General features: G+C 39.5%; 14 protein-coding genes, 2 pseudogenes and 1 other annotated feature. Of the genes and pseudogenes, 11 read left to right on the plus strand and 5 right to left on the minus strand.

Features of this window, described 5'->3' with window-relative positions; translation table 11 throughout:
- Positions 1-67: 67 nt before the first annotated feature.
- Positions 68-2431 carry a phosphoketolase family protein gene (locus JCM10991_RS05410; protein ID WP_023859686.1) on the minus strand — a complete coding sequence of 788 codons (2364 nt, stop codon included), beginning with the start codon at positions 2429-2431 and terminating at the stop codon, positions 68-70.
- Positions 2432-2579: 148 nt separating this feature from the next.
- Positions 2580-3304 (minus strand): annotated as a pseudogene (locus JCM10991_RS12770) (GntR family transcriptional regulator).
- A gap of 202 nt (positions 3305-3506) precedes the next feature.
- On the opposite strand from JCM10991_RS12770, the gene galE reads away from it, so the two are divergent.
- Positions 3507-4508: a UDP-glucose 4-epimerase GalE gene (gene galE, locus JCM10991_RS05420; RefSeq protein ID WP_025020792.1), complete on the plus strand. Its 1002-nt coding sequence runs from the start codon at positions 3507-3509 to the stop codon at positions 4506-4508.
- Between the two features lie 63 nt (positions 4509-4571).
- Here galE and JCM10991_RS05425 read toward each other — a convergent pair whose 3' ends face one another.
- A complete protein-coding gene (locus tag JCM10991_RS05425) occupies positions 4572-4871 on the minus strand; it encodes a hypothetical protein (protein ID WP_025020793.1) in 300 nt (99 codons plus the stop codon).
- A gap of 320 nt (positions 4872-5191) precedes the next feature.
- Between JCM10991_RS05425 and JCM10991_RS05430 the strand changes: the two genes are divergently transcribed.
- From JCM10991_RS05430 to JCM10991_RS05455, 6 genes are all read left to right on the plus strand, one after another.
- The gene (locus tag JCM10991_RS05430; protein ID WP_023859690.1) at positions 5192-6241 is read left to right on the plus strand and encodes an aldose epimerase family protein; all 1050 of its coding nucleotides are present in this window, start codon (positions 5192-5194) and stop codon (positions 6239-6241) included.
- 109 nt (positions 6242-6350) lie between these two features.
- Entirely contained in the window at positions 6351-7433 is a 1083-nt protein-coding gene (locus tag JCM10991_RS05435) for an AI-2E family transporter (protein WP_035188151.1), read from the plus strand.
- Entirely contained in the window at positions 7426-8619 is a 1194-nt protein-coding gene (locus JCM10991_RS05440; protein ID WP_025020795.1) for a MalY/PatB family protein, read from the plus strand. The genes JCM10991_RS05435 and JCM10991_RS05440 overlap by 8 nt, the downstream gene beginning before the upstream one ends.
- 88 nt (positions 8620-8707) lie before the next feature.
- Positions 8708-9394: a 2,3-diphosphoglycerate-dependent phosphoglycerate mutase gene (locus JCM10991_RS05445; protein WP_023859693.1), complete on the plus strand. Its 687-nt coding sequence runs from the start codon at positions 8708-8710 to the stop codon at positions 9392-9394.
- Positions 9395-9589: 195 nt separating this feature from the next.
- Positions 9590-9991 (plus strand): hypothetical protein, encoded by a 402-nt coding sequence (locus JCM10991_RS05450; RefSeq protein WP_023859694.1) that lies wholly within the window; start codon positions 9590-9592, stop codon positions 9989-9991.
- Between the two features lie 19 nt (positions 9992-10010).
- On the plus strand, positions 10011-10424 hold the full coding sequence (locus JCM10991_RS05455; protein ID WP_023859695.1) for a hypothetical protein: 414 nt from the start codon (positions 10011-10013) through the stop codon (positions 10422-10424).
- Between the two features lie 205 nt (positions 10425-10629).
- Here JCM10991_RS05455 and JCM10991_RS05460 read toward each other — a convergent pair whose 3' ends face one another.
- Entirely contained in the window at positions 10630-11217 is a 588-nt protein-coding gene (locus tag JCM10991_RS05460; protein ID WP_023859696.1) for a TetR/AcrR family transcriptional regulator, read from the minus strand.
- Between the two features lie 175 nt (positions 11218-11392).
- Here JCM10991_RS05460 and JCM10991_RS05465 point away from each other — a divergent pair, with 175 nt between their 5' ends.
- The 4 genes and pseudogenes from JCM10991_RS05465 (at position 11393) to JCM10991_RS05480 (ending at position 16087) form a co-directional block, all read left to right on the plus strand.
- Positions 11393-13381, plus strand: coding sequence for an ABC transporter ATP-binding protein/permease (locus JCM10991_RS05465; protein ID WP_025020796.1), 1989 nt, complete (start codon positions 11393-11395; stop codon positions 13379-13381).
- 158 nt (positions 13382-13539) lie between these two features.
- Positions 13540-14165: pseudogene (locus tag JCM10991_RS12775) on the plus strand (GTP pyrophosphokinase).
- A 10-nt stretch (positions 14166-14175) separates the two neighbouring features.
- Positions 14176-14850, plus strand: a complete 675-nt coding sequence (locus tag JCM10991_RS05475) for a response regulator transcription factor (RefSeq protein ID WP_023859699.1) — start codon at positions 14176-14178, stop codon at positions 14848-14850.
- A 4-nt stretch (positions 14851-14854) separates the two neighbouring features.
- Positions 14855-16087, plus strand: a complete 1233-nt coding sequence (locus JCM10991_RS05480) for a sensor histidine kinase (RefSeq protein ID WP_023859700.1) — start codon at positions 14855-14857, stop codon at positions 16085-16087.
- A 143-nt stretch (positions 16088-16230) separates the two neighbouring features.
- Here JCM10991_RS05480 and JCM10991_RS05485 read toward each other — a convergent pair whose 3' ends face one another.
- Positions 16231-17526: an O-acetylhomoserine aminocarboxypropyltransferase/cysteine synthase family protein gene (locus JCM10991_RS05485; RefSeq protein WP_025020797.1), complete on the minus strand. Its 1296-nt coding sequence runs from the start codon at positions 17524-17526 to the stop codon at positions 16231-16233.
- 82 nt (positions 17527-17608) lie between these two features.
- Positions 17609-17817 (minus strand) — a binding site (T-box leader).
- Positions 17818-18104 lie beyond the last annotated feature (287 nt).

An 18104-nucleotide genomic window follows, 5' to 3' on the forward strand; every position in this document is an offset into this window, starting at 1 on the left:
TAGAAACCAAAAGCCCCGTGGCTAACTAGTCTTGCTAGTTAAGCCACGAGGCTTATTTGATGTTATTTTAGTCTAAAGCTTCCCATTTCCAGTTTTCAACTTCTGGTAAGTCAACCCCTTCATCACGGATGAATTGGTGGTGCTTAGCCACAGTTGCGTCCATTTCAGCAGCAATTTGGCCGTACTTTTCAGCATCTGGCAAGCTTAGGACAGCAGACTTAACCAAGTCGAAGCGGTCCATTTGGTTTACGACCCGCATATCGAATGGTGTGGTGATATCCCCGTTTTCACGGTAGCCGTGGAAGGCTACGTTGTGGTTGTGACGGTCAAAGAAGATGTCACGTAACATAGATTCGTAACCATGGAAGGCGAAGACTACTGGCTTGTCTTTGGTGAAGTACATGTCGAATTCTGCATCTGAAAGGCCACGAGGGTCGCTCTTCTTAAGTTTCATGATGTCTACTACGTTAATGAAGCGAATCTTTAATTCAGGTAACTTCTTGTGTAAGATTGAGATAGCAGCTAAGGCTTCCAAGTTAGGTTCGGTCCCAGCAGCAGCAAAGACGATGTCTGGTTCAGCGTTCTTGTCAGTTGAAGCCCAGTCAATAATCTTCAAACCTTTGTCAACTAATTCTTTAGCTTCGGCAGCAGAGTAGAATTGTTGACGAGGGTGCTTGGATGAAACTACCAAGTTAATCTTTTCACGGTCGTTCAAAATCTTGTCGAAGACAGCTAATAAGGAGTTAGCATCAGCTGGTAAGTATTCCCGGATGAATTCAGGTTTCTTGTCAGCTAAGTGACCTAACACACCAGGATCTTGGTGTGTGTAACCGTTGTGGTCTTGTTGGAACACAGTTGAGGTAGCAATTACGTTTAATGATGGTACGTATGAGCGCCATGGTTGTTCCTTGGCCTTGCGTAACCACTTGAAGTGTTGAGTTAACATGGAGTCAACAACACGTAAGAAAGCTTCATAACTTGCGAAGAAACCATGACGACCAGTTAAGACGTAACCTTCTAAGAAACCTTCGGCTTGGTGTTCGGATAATTGTGAATCAATAATCCGACCATCGTGGCTTAAGAATTCATCGTTGGGTTCCTTGATGTTTGGTAACCATTGACGCTTAGTAGCTTCGAAAATTGGAGCTAAGCGGTTAGACATAGTTTCGTCAGGTCCGAAGATACGGAAGTTCTTGTTCTTGTCGTTAAGACGAATAACTTCTTCTACATATTTACCTAAAACAGTCATATCTTGGGCAACTTCTTGACCAGGAGTAGTAGTGTCAACCGCGTAATCACGGAAGTCAGGCTTGATTAAATCGCGAATCAATGAACCTGGGTTTGTGTGAGGGTTAGCGGCCATCCGCTTGTCCCCCTTAGGTGCGATTTCTGCAATTTCTTCAACTAAACGGCCGTTTTCATCAAAGAGTTCTTCGGGACGGTAGCTCTTGAGCCATTCTACTAAAGCATCGATGTGTTCCATGTGGTTTTGATCCACAGGAATTGGCACTTGGTGAGCGCGGAAAGAGCCTTCGATTGGGGCGTTGTCCCATTCTTTAGGACCTGTCCAACCCTTAGGAGTGCGGAAAATAATCATTGGCCAGTGTGGCATAGTAGCATCGTTGTTTTCACGCGCGTTCTTTTGGATTGCCTTGATTTCTTCAATTGCTTCGTCTAAGACCTTAGCCATCACTGGGTGAAGTTTTTCAGGGTCTTCGCCTTCAACAAAGTATGGCTTCCAACCCATCCCTTCGAAGTACTTTTGTAAGTCTTCGTTGGTTTCACGAGACAAAATAGTAGGGTTAGAGATCTTAAACCCGTTCAAGTCTAAGATTGGTAAGACAGCACCATCGTTGATTGGGTTGATGAATTTGTTTGATTGCCATGAAGCAGCTAAAGGACCTGTTTCAGCTTCCCCATCACCAACTACAGCGGCAACGATTAAGTCTGGGTTATCTAAGACAGCCCCTACAGAGTGAGAAATAGAATAACCTAATTCCCCACCTTCGTGGATGGAACCAGGTGTTTCAGGTGCAGCGTGAGAAGCGACCCCACCAGGGAAGGAGAAACGCTTGAAGAGTTTTTTCATTCCTTCTTCATCTTGTGAAATTTCAGGGTAGATTTCTGAGTAACTACCATCAAGGTAGGAGTTAGAAACCATCACTTGACCACCGTGACCAGGACCTTCAACGTAGAACATGTTTAAGTCGTACTTGTTAATCACCCGGTTCAAGTGAGCGTAAATGAAGTTTTGCCCGGAGATTGTTCCCCAGTGCCCGATTGGTTTAACTTTTACGTCACTAGCTTCGATTGGACGGCGAAGTAATGGGTTATCTTTTAAGTATAGTTGACCAACGGAAACGTAGTTGGCTGCGCGCCAAAAGGCGTCGACTTTATCTAAGTATGCTTGTGATGAGTAATCAGTTGACATAAATTTGTATCCTCCTGTAAACGGTTTAAATATTTTCTACACTCTTATCATAACCAATCCTAAAATAAAGTCAACCCTTTTTTAACATTGGAACGTACCAATTTTAAAATAAAAATTAAAAACACCGATAAATCAAGGCTTAACGGTGTTAATTAACAGTTACAAAAGAATTATATTTCATATAGCGGTAGTGGAGACGCATTTTTGAAAATTCAAAGGGTGTCCCATTGTCTAGGAAGAAAATCCCTTCCATGACCCCGATGGGTTCCGTGGGGGCGAGCTTAAGTAGTTCTTGGTCTTTTTGATTAGAAGGTTCCGCATAAACGGACATAAAGGATTTAGTGACGGCTTGTTTTAAGTCTTTTTCAACCAAGTTAAAGATAGAGTGACTAAGATCAGCTTTTTTAAGGCCGGGCAAGAGCTTAATCGGAATATAGCCGGTTTCAATCATAAAGGCGGTTTCGTCGAAAAGTCGCAAACGAATGATTTCATAGACAAATTCACCTTCTTCTAAGAAGAGATCTTGTTGTAGTTCCTTGGTAGCGGGGATAACCTTAAAGTCGAGAACCTTAATTTTAGCTTTTGGCCATTGTGTTGGAAACTATCGGTAATACCTAGATTAGAGCTACTGTCATAGTTAAAGACGGTATTATTCTTTAGGTAAAGGGGGTTGATGAAGGTGCCTGAACCGCGCTTTTTAAAAATAATCCCTTCTTGAGCCATATGATTAAGAGCGCGCTTGATGGTGCTACGGCTGACTCGATAATGTTCAGCTAGACTGCGTTCGTCAGGGAGTTTCATATCCGCAAATTCTTGGGCGAAGATTTGCTTTTTAATTTTCTTGATAATTTGTTGATAAATTAATTCGGCCATGATAATTCCTCCTTTCAGAAAAGTTTTAAGTAATTTAAGTTAACCACAATTTTAAGGGAGCGACAAGAGCTAAAATGAATTGGTAAAAACATTATTTTTTCAGTAAAAATTTAGTAAAAATACTTAAAAAGTGATGAAATCCATGCGCAATCATGGTATGATAACGATGAACATTAAAATATATAAAAAAGGAGACATTTTAATGGCAGTATTAGTATTGGGTGGGGCCGGCTACATCGGTTCACACACGGTTGATCGTTTAGTTTCAAATGGTAAAGAAGAAGTAGTGATTGTTGATAACTTGGTTACTGGTCACAAGAAAGCTTTGAATCCTAAGGCTAAGTTTTATCAAGGAGACTTGGCTGATAAAGACTTTATGCGACAAGTTTTCAAGGAAAATCCAGAAATTGATGCGGTAATTCACTTTGCAGCCTTCTCTTTAGTAGGAGAATCTATGACCGATCCTTTGAAGTACTTTGATAATAACACTGCTGGGATGGTAAAATTGCTAGAAGTTATGCAAGAAGTAGGTGTTAATAAGATTGTCTTCTCATCAACAGCCGCCACTTATGGGATTCCGGAAAAGATGCCAATTCAAGAAAGTGACCCTCAAAACCCTATTAACCCGTACGGTGAAAGTAAATTAATGATGGAAAAAATCATGCGTTGGGCGGATCAAGCTTACGGGGTTAAGTTTGTAGCTTTACGTTACTTCAACGTGGCTGGTGCCAAACCTGATGGGTCTATCGGGGAAGACCATGGTCCTGAAACCCACCTCTTACCAATTGTGCTTCAAGTAGCCCAAGGTAAGCGTGATAAGTTAATGATTTATGGTGATGACTATAATACTCCTGATGGAACCAATGTCCGGGATTATGTTCACCCATTTGACTTAGCCGATGCCCACATTTTAGCGGTGGACTACTTGCGTCAAGGTCACGACTCTAATGCCTTTAACTTAGGTTCTTCAACTGGCTTTTCTAACTTGCAAATCTTAGAGGCAGCACGTGAGGTAACTGGTCAAACTATCCCAGCTGAAATGGCTCCTCGTCGTCCTGGTGATCCTGACACTTTAATTGCAGCTTCAGATAAAGCGCGTGAAGTTTTAGGTTGGAAGCCAGAATTTGATGATATCAAGAAGATTATTGCAACCGCATGGAAGTGGCACTCCACACACCCAAATGGTTACGATGATCGTGACTAAAATTAAGTGAAATTAAAAATCCATCCCCTGCGCTGGGATGGATTTTTTGGTATTTAACTGAATTTAAATGGCTGTAAAGCAAGAACGAGCTTTATCTGCGGACAATGGCAGGTATCCGGAACCGATATTTTCTTGCGAAAGTTCCAGCCGGTAATTTTGCTCCAGACTATCAACTGTTGATAAGAGGGCGTTAAGTTGTTCCGACTCAAAACGATTAAAAGAGAAATTACGAATGTTGCGGATTTCGTTTTCTAAATCATATTTGAAAACGACTTCCAGATAGTGACCGGCTTGGTTACTAATCTTCCAAACTTTGCTGTGTTCCAAACGTGATTCGATTTTTGAGATAACTGTATTGTCCATAATAATAAAACCTCCAAGTTTAAGAAATAAAACGATTTCTTTTTTTGATGACAAACTAACCATACACCTCCACCTGGAAATAAGCAAGGGTTTTTGAATAAAAAATAATCTTTTAATTATAAATACTTATTATTAAGGTTTTATATAACCATTTAAAGAAAAATAACACTTTTATTTGTTATAATATACTTAAAAATACTTATTTGATAACTGGCGATAAATTCAAAAAAATTTATTTTTATCATGAAAACGCTTTTAATTTTTAGCATTTTGAGCTACAATGATTTTTGTAAAGAGTTGCACGAACGGAGGAATTTGCGATGGAAATTAATCGTACAGAAACAGAACACTATCAAGGTCACCTCGTTACCAAAATAAATTTGGTTAATGATAACGGAGTGGAAATTTCTTGTTTAACAATGGGAGCTACCTGGAATGAATTTTTGGTACCAACAGCTACAGGTTCTAAGAAGAATTTACTTTTAAGTTTTGACAGTGTTGAAGGCTATTATAGCAATGGTTTATGCACTGCCCAAATTATTGGTCGGGTAGCCGGTCGTATCAAGGACGGAAAGTTTAAAATAGGTGACCGCCAATATCAAGTGCCACAAAATGAAAACGGTAATACCTTGCATGGTGGACCAACAGGCTTTAATAGTTATAACTGGAACTACACCACTTCCCGCAATGAAGATAGTGCCAGTGTAATTTTCCAACACCCCATCAAGGAAAAAGAAGATGGCTTCCCAGGTGATATGTTAGCTACTGTTATCTATACCTTAGATAACCAAAATCGAGTGACAATTACCTTTTCAGCCATGGCTGAAGGTAATGATACCTTATTTAACCCAACTAATCACGTCTACTTTAACTTGAGTGACCGTAGTGATTTAGCAACCCATTCCCTTTACTTAAAGGCCAACGAAGTATTGGAAGTCGATGACGAATTAATTCCAACTGGTCGTGTTAAAGAAGTTACTGACACCCCATTTGATTTCCGGAAAATGACTAACTTACAAGTGGCAATTGCGCAAAATCATGGGTTTGATGATACCTTTGTCGTTGATGGGCAAGGTCTAAAGGCAGCTCCAATTGCTATCCTGAAGGACGACGAAAGTGGTGACCAAGTAACGATTCATTCAGACCGTAACGGTTTAGTAATGTACACCATGCATGAAATCCAACCAGGAGTTTACTACAGTCGTGATCATGGGGCCGAAGGGAAAGCCGGTGAAGGGGTAGCCTTAGAAGCCCAAACCTTACCAGATGCGATTAACCACGAAAACTTTGGTAACATTGTCTTACCACGTGGAAGTAAGCAATCTTACCGAATTAGCTACACTTACGACAATACTTTACCTAAGGAATAAGTTACAGAAAGCACCTTGCGGGGTGCTTTTTGAATTTTTACAAAAAATTCTAGGACAAAAAATAAGGAAAAGGGTAAAATAAAAGTAAATAAATTTTTGGGAGGATAAGATGTCAAAAACAGATTTATGGCAAAGGTTTATCCAAAATGAACGTCTACGTCGGTGGGTTGTATTAATATTATTAATTACGGTTCTATACTTGGTAAGAAGTGTGATGAGTTATATTCTTTTAACGTTCATTTTTTCATTTTTAGTGTTGCGCTTATCAGCAATTATGAAAAAACATCTGCATTTACCCAATAAGCTTACGGTCATCATCACTTACTTAATTTTTATGGCGGGTATTTACTTCGCCATTACCAATTATGTTCCACGTTTAATCGAACAATCTACAATCTTGGTTAAGTCTGTGTTAGATTTTTACAAAAATAATGCGGATAATAAAACCAATAATGAAGTGTTTAATTATATTTGGTCATATGCCTCGAGTTCGACGGTACTCAAATATTTTCAAAATGGTGCGAGTGTCTTGATTCATTATCTTAGTAATATTGGGACGATGGGGTTAACCTTTGTCATGTCCTTATTGTTGAGTTTCTTTTACACCTTTGAAAAAGAAGAAATGTTTAGCTTTTCGCGCAGTTTTTTGAAGGGACCTTATGCTTGGTTCTTTCAGGATATTCGCCACTTTGGTTTAACTTTTGTAAATACTTTTGGGGTAGTCTTAGAAGCACAATTTATTATCGCTATTGTCAACACTGTGATTACCACCGTATTTCTTGCCTTTATGGGTATGCCTCAGCTTCTATCCCTAGGAATTATGGTTTTCATTTTGAGTTTAATTCCAGTTGCAGGGGTTATTATTTCAGCCGTACCACTTTGCTTTATTGGTTATTCTGTGGGAGGAGTCAAATATATTGCCTACATTATAATCATGTTGATAGTGGTCCATGCCTTAGAATCTTACATTTTGAACCCGAAATTAATGTCTAGTAAGACAGAGTTGCCAATCTTTTACACGTTTGTGGTGCTCTTTTTTGCGGAACATATTTGGGGTGTTTGGGGCTTGATTGTTGGGATTCCCGTCTTTACCTTTGCCCTAGATATCTTAGGCGTTAAACCCGTAGGACAAAAACATCAAGTCTATGAGGATGCGGTTAAACGAATTGGAGGAATGAAGAAAAATGAATAAAACTGAATTTATTGAAAAGTACGCCGTTGCCCGACAAAATACTAATTCTGCTAAATGGGATGGCTTAAAGAGTCAATTTGGTCAAGATGATCTCTTGCCTTTGTGGGTTGCGGATACAGAGTTTAAGGCCCCCCAAGCCGTAATTGATGCCATGCAAGCTCGAATTAGTCACGGTGCCTTTGGTTATTCTTTTGCGCCGGATAGCTACTACCATGCTTATATCAACTGGCAAAAGGAACGTTATGGTATTGAAGTACACCAAGAATGGATGCGCCTTGGGCCAGGAGTTGTGAATGCCTTAGCTACTTTGGTACAAACCTTGACGCAAGAAAATGATGCTGTGATGGTACTCCAACCAGTTTACTATCCTTTCATGAATGTGATTGAAAACAATCACCGTAAGCTAGTAGTTTCTGAATTACAAGTTGATGATCAAGCTAATTACAGCTTTAATTACCAAGATATTGAAACAAAGATTAAAGAAAATCATGTGAAGCTCTTAATTTTATGTAGTCCTCATAATCCAGTCGGACGCGTCTGGGATGAAGCTGAATTAGAACAACTCTTGGCTTTGTGCCAAGCGAACCAAGTTTGGGTGATTAGTGATGAAATTCATCATGATTTAATCGTTGGTGATAAGCCATTTGTGTCTGCTTTATCAATTGCTGATGGCCGTTATCGTGACATTATGGTTATGGTGGATGCACCATCGAAAACCTTTAACCTAGCCGCCTTAAACAACTGTCATGTTGTGATTCCTAATCCGCAACTACGAGACCATTTCGATCAACAAGTGGTCAAAGAAGTTTTACCAGCGGGGAGTCTTTTAGGGCATGTTGCAGGCCAAGCTGCTTATGAAAAGGGTGCGGAATGGCTCGATAATATGCTCGCTGTGATTAAAGATAATTTTGATTATGTCAAAGACCAGTTAACGCAGGTCTTTCCAGAAATCAAAGTTTCACCTTTACAGGGAACTTACCTAATGTGGGTTGATTTAAGTGCATTGGTGGTTCCTGAAGACATAGAAGTTTTTATGAAGCAAAAGGCTAAGTTAGCCGTAGACTTTGGGGATTGGTTCGGGCAAGGTGGTCAAGGCCACATTAGAATTAACCTGGCGACGACACCAGCTAACATTGAAAAAGCTGTGCGGGCGTTAATTGTTGCCTTACAAGATTGGCAAAAATAGAGAATTCCGCGAATTAGACTACCAATTTCTTGCATTTCATTGTAAAATATAGTTGTAACATTTTTATTAAAAGAAAGAGGATCTATAAATGCCAAAATTAGTATTTATCCGTCACGGTCAAAGTGAATGGAACTTAAAGAACTTATTTACTGGTTGGGTTGACGTTAACTTGTCAGAACAAGGTGAAGCTGAAGCCAAAGCTGCTGGTAAGAAGTTAAAAGAAGCAGGAATCGAATTCGACCAAGCTTACACATCAGTTTTAACTCGTGCCATCAAGACTTTACACTTCGCTTTGGAAGAATCTGACCAATTATTCGTTCCTGAAGAAAAATCATGGCGCTTAAACGAACGTCACTACGGTGCATTGCAAGGCCAAAACAAAGCTGAAGCTGCTGAAAAGTTTGGTGAAGATCAAGTGCACATCTGGCGTCGTTCATACGATGTATTGCCTCCACTTTTGAGTGCAGATGACGAAGGTTCTGCAGCTAACGACCGTCGTTACGCAGACCTTGACCCACGTGCTATTCCTGGTGGGGAAAACTTAAAGGTTACTTTGGAACGTGTTATCCCATTCTGGGAAGACAAGATTGCTCCAGACTTATTGGCTGGCAAGAACGTTATCGTTGCTGCCCACGGTAACTCTTTACGTGCTTTAACTAAGTACATCGAACAAATTTCTGACGAAGACATCATGGATGTTGAAATGGCAACTGGTCAACCAGTAGTTTACACATTGGACGACAAGTTGAACATTGTTAACAAAGAAAAGCTTTAAGATAGATTTTCTTTCCGTTACAAACCGCTCTCATTTGAGGGTGGTTTTTGTGTTACATAAAAATCGGTGAGCCGGGTAAAACCTTTAAAGTAAAAAAATTCGACTTTTTTGTCAAAAAATGAATTTTTTTGCGTATTTAATATATATAAGGGTAAAAATTGCGCTTATAAGTTTTAGGATAAAGGAGTCGTTTTTATGTCAAAAAAACAAACTGAAGATAACTTTTGTTATATGGGAGAAGTAATGAAAAAAGAGGACTTAGCTTTGCAAGCTCTGCAATTACTGGCACCTGAGCTAGGAATTCAAAGTGTGCATTATGTTGAGGCAGTTAGTTATTATCAACATAATCTTTACGAAGTTGAAACAAGTTATGGTTCTGGAGCGGTACAATTGATTTTTGCGGAAGGTGACGTAAAAAAGGATGGTATTTGGGAGGAATTGTCCCTGTTACAAGCAGTTTGTCCAGAGTTGACCCATTTGATTATTGTTAACCGTAACCAAAATAGTGTGATGATTTTTGTCTATGACGTGAAAACTAAACAAACGACCTGTCGTAATCAAGACGGGAATGTGCTGATAGTTAAACCAGCGCGGTAAAACTAAGGAGGCTAGTAAGATGATTGATTCATTTCCCGGAAATTTGATGAAAAGTATTGAACAAAAGCAAGAAGAATGTCTACAAATGATAGATATCTTAGAAAAGGTGATGCCCGTTTTTGAAATAACTGAAGTACATCAGGAAAGACGGCCAGAACAGGATTTTTTTGTCTATCAGGTTAAAAATCGTACGACCGTTGATTGTCGAGTCGTCGATTGTGTCGCAATTCCCGAAGGTGGTGATGTGATTGGATATTTACGGGAACTTTACCAAAAGGTAAGTGCCGAAAAAAAGTTTCCCTGTTATGTGACCTACCTGACCAAGTTAGAATACATGGACAATAGTTTGTCGATATGTTACTTCTATGATGGTCAAGTCGACCAAACCAAGGTGGTGACGGATAACTTTATTGCCAGTGTACGGGCTAATTAAACGTTATTAAAGGTAATGAAGGTATCAAAGTAGGTTTGATTTAGCGCTTATTTTTTAGTTATGATGGGGCGTAAACTCGGTGGCTTTAGCGATGAGCTAAGCTCTAATTTAAGTTTGAATTACCTAAATAAAATGATGCTACTGGCTGATATACAAGCACTGGACTGAAATTTGGAGGTAGTTGACTATAACTACAAAAAGCTTCCTAGTGAGGAAGCTTTTGACCGGGATGTGCTAAGCCGTAGAGTAAAATTTGTATGATGTCGGGGATTAGTTGGTTAAATTTTTCGTTGCTGACATTGGTACGGAAGGAATTGAGCGCAGATAATAACGTAATGATGGCTTGGTCACTGGCAGTAGTTTGGACAAAACCGGCCTTGCGACCTTCTTGTAAGATTAATTTAAAAAGCTCATTGAGGTGTTCAGTAATTTTAGTTGTTAAAATTTCATCAGCTTGAATGTAGTTGTTCAATTCTGTGATAACTTCTGAAGTGCTGGTGGTGAAAAGGTGCTTATGATTTGGGAAAGCGTGCATACGTTCCATAAAAGTTAACTTTCGATTGAGTATTGTTTTTTGCGCCTCGGCAAAAACTTGGTCAATGAGGCAAGCCAGAGCACTTTGAGTGAGGACATTTTTATTGTCGAAGTATTTATACATGGTCACATAAGAAATCTGCGATTCACGGCTGATATCACGGACGCTTGTGGCTTTAATGCCCTGCTTGAGATAAAGTTTGAGAGTGGCGGTCAGTATTTTTTGACGATTGAGTTCTTTTTTTAGATTACGATCCATTTTTAACCTCCAAATAAAATATTTTTAACTCCATTATAAGCGATAAAAATTTAATAAAAAAGTTAAATATGTATCTTTTATATTTAAGTTTATTGACAAAATTTTGAAATAGTGCCATATTATGGACATAACTTAAATTTAAAGATACTTAACTTTAGAATGGATGTGGTAGCTTGTGGCTTACTTAGAACTCAAAAATATTGAAAAATCTTACTATCTAGGGAAAGAAGAATTTCCAGTTTTAAAGGGTATTAGTTTAGACTTTGAACTAGGGGAATTTATTTCCATTTTGGGTGAATCAGGGGGTGGAAAATCAACCTTGATGAACATTATCGGGGGATTAGACCGGGAATTTAAAGGGCAAGTGGTGGTTAATAGTCAAGAACTTGATCACAGCCAAGAAGCACGCATGGACCAATACCGGCGAGATGAAATAGGTTATATCTATCAATCTTATAACTTGATTAATCACCTAACCGTTTTGGAAAATGTAAAATTATCCCTCGATATGACCACTTTGACTGGGACGGAACGAGAGCAAAGGGCTAAGGAACTTTTAAAACGTGTAGGTTTGATTGAGCACATTAGTAAATATCCGAGTCAATTATCGGGTGGCCAGAAGCAAAGGGTGGCCATTGCTCGGGCTTTAGCAAGTGATCCTAAGATTATCATTGCCGATGAACCTACGGGAGCCTTAGATTCGCAAAATACCGAAGATGTCTTACAAATTCTCAATGAAATTGCCGCAGAAGGGCGCTTGGTGATTGCAGTCACTCACTCCCAACACGTCGCCGATGCTAGTACACGGGTTGTTCACTTGGTAGATGGGCAAATCGATGGTGATGAACGCTTACGTCCGGCCTATGAAGTCGGTAATGAGTCACGTCTAACATCTAAAAAACTTTCTTTAGCGACCTCTTTGAAGACGGCCTACAAACATTTCAGGTATCATAAGGGACGTAATTCTTTGATTATTGCTGGAACAGCGATTGGTTTATTTGCGGTCATGCTCTTTACAGGTTTGGGGCGCGGAGTAAATGGTTATGTTAATAAGCAAATTACTGATTTAATTAATCCACAAGCGATTGCTGTCACGCGTTATGTCAAAACCAATGCCCAAGGGCCTAATGCGCAAGCAGCTAACCAAAGAGCTGCTATGCAAAGTATGTCAGGTGAAGTGACAGCTCAAAAGAATTTTAAGCAAGCTGATATTAATAAAATTAAGCAATTAGCTCATGTTCAATCTGTGCAAAAACTCTACTCGACGTCCAATGTGACAATTAAGTATGCTGGTAAGGAAGCCTTGGCACAATCAGTAAGTTCTTGGACTAGTTCAAATTCCAATGGTTCCATCAAAAAAGGTAGCAGTCCCAAAGCTGGTGAAGTGGTCTTAGACCGTGATAGTGTGGCAAAAGTCTTACAGAAGAAGGATTATCAAAAGTTAATTGGTAAGACGGTAACCTTATCCTACCAAACATTGGGTCAAAAAGGACAAACCGTAGAAGTTAAATACCAAGCCAAGGTTGCAGGGATTGCGGCTTCTTCATCAGGTGCGAGTTACGCTTCAGGTAAGACCATGGTGCAAGCTATGAAGGATGCTGATGTTAAGGCCAGCGCTATGGCTTTGGCAGTCAAAGTTGATAGTATGGATCAGTCTAATGCAGTGGCTAAACAAATTGATAAGATTAGGTCAGATGGTAAGCGCGTATTTACTGCAACCTCGGTCTCTGATGCCATTTCGACGGTTCAAACTTATATTGATTTAATTACCAATATTTTAGCCGGAATTGCTGCCATTTCCTTATTGGTTTCCGCTTTGATGATTATTGTGACAATGTACATGTCGGTGGCTGACCGGACTAAGGAAATTGGGATTTTGCGAGCTTTAGGTGAAAGTAAGCGTGATATTCGGAATATGTTTATTGCCGAATCCTTAATTATTGGGGTGTTTGCGGCTGTAGTAGCTACGGTGGTTGCTTACTTGGCACAAATTACCTTTAATAGTGCGCTTTCTCAAATTGCCACATACTCTTTCATTCAAATTACAGCAGGTAATGTTGTGACAGTCTTTATAATTGCCTTAATTATTTCCTTGTTAGCTGCGTGGTTACCAGCTCGGCATGCGGCTTCTCTTAATCCAATTGATGCTTTAGCAGCTGATTAACTTTCGTCTAAAATGATAAATTAAAAGTAGTGCACCTTTATGGATTTGGAGGTGTACTATTTTTTTCATGGTGATTGTATGAAGAAAGCTTAAAAAAACAGTGTCTTTGACCAATAAAAAAGAATTGCGTGATATAATGAGAAAAAGTAAAGGCGGGGATGATTATAGTGGCAACAAGTATCTACGGTGAATATGAGGCGTATCTGCCACAAATTTTGGAAGAAATGATGAATAAAATTAGGGTGATAAATCAGGAATATAAAGAAAATCGTAATTGTAAACTTTACGAACACCTGATTGGTCGAATTAAAACGGAAAATAGTATGCGGGAAAAGTGTCAACGTAAAGGGCTTGCGATGTCTACTAAAAATGCTTTATGGGAGATTAAGGACGCCATTGCGATTCGAGTCGTTTGTGGTTTTGTTGATGATATTTATACCATGGTGGAACAGTTGCGGGCGTTATCTGGCTGGCGTGTTATTCAAGAAAAAGATTACGTTAAAAATGCTAAACCTAATGGTTACCGCAGTTATCATATGATTTTTGATATAGTTACTAAATTTCCAGATATTAATGGGCGACAGCAGGACATTATTATTTAGAAGTTCAATTACGGACAATTGCGATGGATTCCTGGGCGAGTTTGGAGCATGAAATGAAATATAAGCATGATATTAAAGATCCAGAGAGGATTACTAAGGAATTAAAACGTTGTGCAGATGAATTGGCATCATGCGACATTTCTATGCAAACAATTCGACAGTTAATTCACGAAGAAGATTAGAGGAAAAGACATGAAAATTTTACTTGCGGAAGATGAAGAGCAGCTAAGTCGAGTCTTGAAAGTTGCCTTAACTAAAAATGGTCACGAGGTTGAAATAGCCGATAACGGCCAATTAGCAGTTGAACTAAGCCAGAAAAGTGCTTATGATGTGATAATTTTGGATATAATGATGCCAATCAAAACCGGACTTGAGGCTCTTAAAGAAATACGGGCGACAGGCAATAAGACCCATGTTATTATGTTAACAGCTATGGCCGAAGTTGATGATCGAGTTAATGGCTTGGATGCTGGAGCTGATGATTACCTAACTAAGCCCTTCTCACTAAAAGAATTATTGGCGCGCTTGCGGTCTATGGAAAGACGTGTTGATGACCGTTTTACTGCTAGTGTCTTAGAGTATGGCAATATGAAGCTTGATGTTCATGAGCAAGAATTAGTCAGTCATAATTCAATTCGATTAGCTGGTAAGGAAGCTAAACTTTTGGAGTTTTTGATGCTTAATCCGGAGAAAGAGTTGAGCAGTCAACAAATTGAACAACACGTCTGGGAAGAAGATAATGCTGCTGACGCACAAACGGTTTGGATTTATATTTCATATTTACGTCAAAAATTAGCAGCTATCAGTGCCAAAGTTGAAATTAGTGGTCAAAAAGGTGGAAGTTTTACCTTAAAAAAAGTGGGGTGAGACCATGATTCAAAAATTTCGCAATAAGTTTTTGGTTGTAACTGTGATGACCTTAACTTTGGTTTTATTAACGGTAATTGGGAGTATGGTAGTAGTAACATCTTGGAATGCTCAAAAAGAAATTGAAACGATTTTGACAGTCTTAGTTGACAATGAAGGAAGGCTGACTCAAAAGGCAACGAAAAAAGAGTTGGGGCCAAAGTTTAATCCTGAGTCAATTTTTCAATACCGTTATTTTAGCGCGAGAGCTAACAAAGGCAAGCGAGTTAATGCTGTTGATATTCGCCAGATTAATTCCATTAGTCCTGAGATAGTAACACCTGAGATTGAAAAGCTCCTACGGCGTGAAGGTAATTCCGGTATGGTTGTTTACAATCAAGTACCTTACGCATACCAAATTAAAAAGGCTAAAAATGGGTATTTGATAGTTTTCTTGGATGTTTCAACCATTCGTGAACGGGTACGTTCTTTAGTTCGGGTAGGCTTGTGGTCAGGGTTAGTGGCTCTGTTCTTATTTGTGCTTTTATTGAGTCTTTTCTCCAAACGAGCAATTCGTCCAATTATTGAGGCTTACGACAAACAAAAAGAGTTTATTACCAATGCAGGTCATGAATTGAAAACGCCTCTGACCATAATTTCCGCTAATACTGAGCTCCAGGAAATGATGAACGGTGGTGATGAGTGGACTGAATCTAACAAAATGCAGGTTAGTCGTTTGACACGCCTAATTGAACACTTTATTGTAATGGCACGATTAACGGAACAAGAAAATATCTCGATTGAAAAAATAAACTTTTCAGAGATTGTCAGGAAAGTTAGTCAAAGTTTTAAAAGTGTTATGACCAAGGAAGCTAAGGAGTATGACTACCGTGTGGAGTCGGACCTCCAAGTTGAAGGTAATGAAGCAATGTTATTAGAGTTAGTTAATATCCTGTTAGATAATGCTAGCAAGTATTGCGACCCTAATGGTCAAATTTTGGTTGTTTTGCGCAAGGGACGTTTTGGGAAAAATGCCGTTTTAGAGGTGGCTAATACATACATTGACGGTAAGAACGTTGATTATAGTCGTTTTTTTGACCGATTTTACCGTCAAGATCAATCTCACAGCAACCAAAAGAAAGGCTTTGGAATTGGACTTTCAATGGCACAACATTATGTAGAAAATATGAAAGGGAAGATTACGGTAAGTTATAAGAATGAGAAAATCATTTTTACAGTTTACTTAAAACTTAAATAAGACGCTTGGAAAGAAGTCTTAAAAATTAAAAAGTGTCAGAAATCAATGTTTTCAGCAACGTGATTTCTGACACTTTTTATTACAGTTATTTTCTAAGTTCTAGCTAAAAAGTTAGTTTTTCCCCCAGCCTCTTCTTGCATGTATTAATCTAGCTGATCAAGGGCCTGGCTTAAATCAGCGATTAAGTCATCTACATTTTCAATTCCGATGGAAATTCGGATTAAATCTGGGGTAATCCCTGTTGCCGTTAATTCTTCAGAGCTAAGTTGGGCATGGGTAGTGGAGGCTGGTTGAATAATTAACGATTTGGCATCCGCCACATTGGCTAAGAGGGAGAAAAGTTCGAGTTTATCAATCAATTTCTTTCCGGCTTCAAGTCCACCTTTAAGCCCGAAAGTGAAGATAGAACCTACCCCTTTAGGGAAGTCTCTTTGGGCTAAAGCATGATTAGGATCATCTGCCAAGCCAGGATAGCGAACCCAGGAAACTTTGGAATGATCATGGAGGAATTGGGCAATTTTTTTGGCGTTAGCTGTGTGTCTTTCAACGCGCAAGGAGAGAGTTTCTAAACCTTGGAGCAAGAGGAAAGAGTTAAAAGGACTAATAGCCGCTCCGGTATCTCGGAGAACTTGAGCCCGAACTTTTGTGGTGAAAGCTCCCGCGCCTAGAGTGTGCCAAATTAAACCATTGTAGTGGGTGTCAGGACTGGTAAAGCCAGGGTAACGCCCGGAGGCTTGGTAGTCGAACTTCCCGTTTTCTACGATAACTCCACCCATGGTTGTACCGTGACCACCAAAGAATTTTGTAGCAGAGTGAACAACGATGTCGGCACCATGTTCAAGAGGACGGTAGAGGTATGGAGTCGCAAAGGTGTTATCGACAATGAGAAGAATACCGTGTTGGTGAGCAATTTCCGCGATAGCATCAATATCAATTAAGTCGGCGTTAGGGTTACCAATAGTTTCTACATAAAGAGCCTTGGTGTGTTCATTGATATGGGTGGCAAAGTTAGCCGGATTACTAGGATTAACGAAGTGGGTCTTGATGCCTAATGGTGGTAAGCTGGCCGCGAAGAGATTATAGGTTCCACCGTAAATATTGCTAGCAGAGATGATTTCATCGCCGGCTTGGGCAATATTTAAAATAGCTGCGGTAATGGCCCCGGCACCGGTCGCTAAAGCAACCGCGCTTGTCCCGTTTTCTAAAGCTGCTACTCGCTTTTCAAAAACGTCAGTGGTTGGATTAGTTAAGCGAGTATAAATGTTACCGGGATCGGTCAAGGCAAAGCGGTTGGCTGCTTGGTTAGCATCCTCGAAGACATAGGAAGTTGTTTGGTAAATTGGCACAGCGCGTGCGCCGGTTTCGTCAATGGGTTGTCCCGCATGCACTTGTTTAGTTTCAAAGGATAAGTTATCGGTGTTAATTGGTGCTTTACTCATATGAATGACCTCTTTTCTTAAATTTTGCAGTGACCAAAGCTTCGGTAAAAAGAAAAAGTCCCTAGTTAAAGTCTAAACTTTAACTAGGGACGAAAATTTCGTGGTACCACCCGGATTTACTTGCTTTTGCAAGCCTCTAAACAAGTTAACGCCTTGTTTAACGGTCAAGTAGCCATGATGACCCTTAACAAGCTCCAAGTTCATCTTCGCTAAGTTAGCTAGGCTTCTTTGCAGCAAGTGAAGCTCTCTAGGCTAGCTAGGCTTAGTTACTCTTCTTATCGACGCTTAATTATTTCTTGATTAGTAATATAACGTTTTATCTTTCAAAAGTCAAATTATTTTTTAATTTTTTTCCAATTTATTTTTTGGAAGGGGTGGAAGTGTAGTGTGATTGCCTTCTAAAAAGATGGCTTCGTAGTGCTCGATTTTAGTATTAAGGTAATTCAAGGTTGCTTGGAGTTCCTCAATTTTAGCTTGCAGATGCTCAGCTTCATCACGTAAAATTTGTCGCGTAAGCGTACGAGGAAACTCGGTAATTTATTACCGAGAGGAAAGCGCCCCCTGTAAAAAAATTCCTC

This window comes from Ligilactobacillus equi DSM 15833 = JCM 10991 (assembly GCF_000615765.1).
GTDB lineage: Bacteria > Bacillota > Bacilli > Lactobacillales > Lactobacillaceae > Ligilactobacillus > Ligilactobacillus equi.

Bases quoted from the DNA above. Each gene is read 5' to 3' on its own strand.
- JCM10991_RS05410 (WP_023859686.1), bottom strand. From the start codon at position 2,431: ATGTCAACTGATTACTCATCACAAGCATACTTAGATAAAGTCGACGCC.
- galE (WP_025020792.1), top strand. From the start codon at position 3,507: ATGGCAGTATTAGTATTGGGTGGGGCCGGCTACATCGGTTCACACACG.
- JCM10991_RS05425 (WP_025020793.1), bottom strand. From the start codon at position 4,871: ATGGACAATACAGTTATCTCAAAAATCGAATCACGTTTGGAACACAGC.
- JCM10991_RS05430 (WP_023859690.1), top strand. From the start codon at position 5,192: ATGGAAATTAATCGTACAGAAACAGAACACTATCAAGGTCACCTCGTT.
- JCM10991_RS05435 (WP_035188151.1), top strand. From the start codon at position 6,351: ATGTCAAAAACAGATTTATGGCAAAGGTTTATCCAAAATGAACGTCTA.
- JCM10991_RS05440 (WP_025020795.1), top strand. From the start codon at position 7,426: ATGAATAAAACTGAATTTATTGAAAAGTACGCCGTTGCCCGACAAAAT.
- JCM10991_RS05445 (WP_023859693.1), top strand. From the start codon at position 8,708: ATGCCAAAATTAGTATTTATCCGTCACGGTCAAAGTGAATGGAACTTA.
- JCM10991_RS05450 (WP_023859694.1), top strand. From the start codon at position 9,590: ATGTCAAAAAAACAAACTGAAGATAACTTTTGTTATATGGGAGAAGTA.
- JCM10991_RS05455 (WP_023859695.1), top strand. From the start codon at position 10,011: ATGATTGATTCATTTCCCGGAAATTTGATGAAAAGTATTGAACAAAAG.
- JCM10991_RS05460 (WP_023859696.1), bottom strand. From the start codon at position 11,217: ATGGATCGTAATCTAAAAAAAGAACTCAATCGTCAAAAAATACTGACC.
- JCM10991_RS05475 (WP_023859699.1), top strand. From the start codon at position 14,176: ATGAAAATTTTACTTGCGGAAGATGAAGAGCAGCTAAGTCGAGTCTTG.
- JCM10991_RS05480 (WP_023859700.1), top strand. From the start codon at position 14,855: ATGATTCAAAAATTTCGCAATAAGTTTTTGGTTGTAACTGTGATGACC.
- JCM10991_RS05485 (WP_025020797.1), bottom strand. From the start codon at position 17,526: ATGAGTAAAGCACCAATTAACACCGATAACTTATCCTTTGAAACTAAA.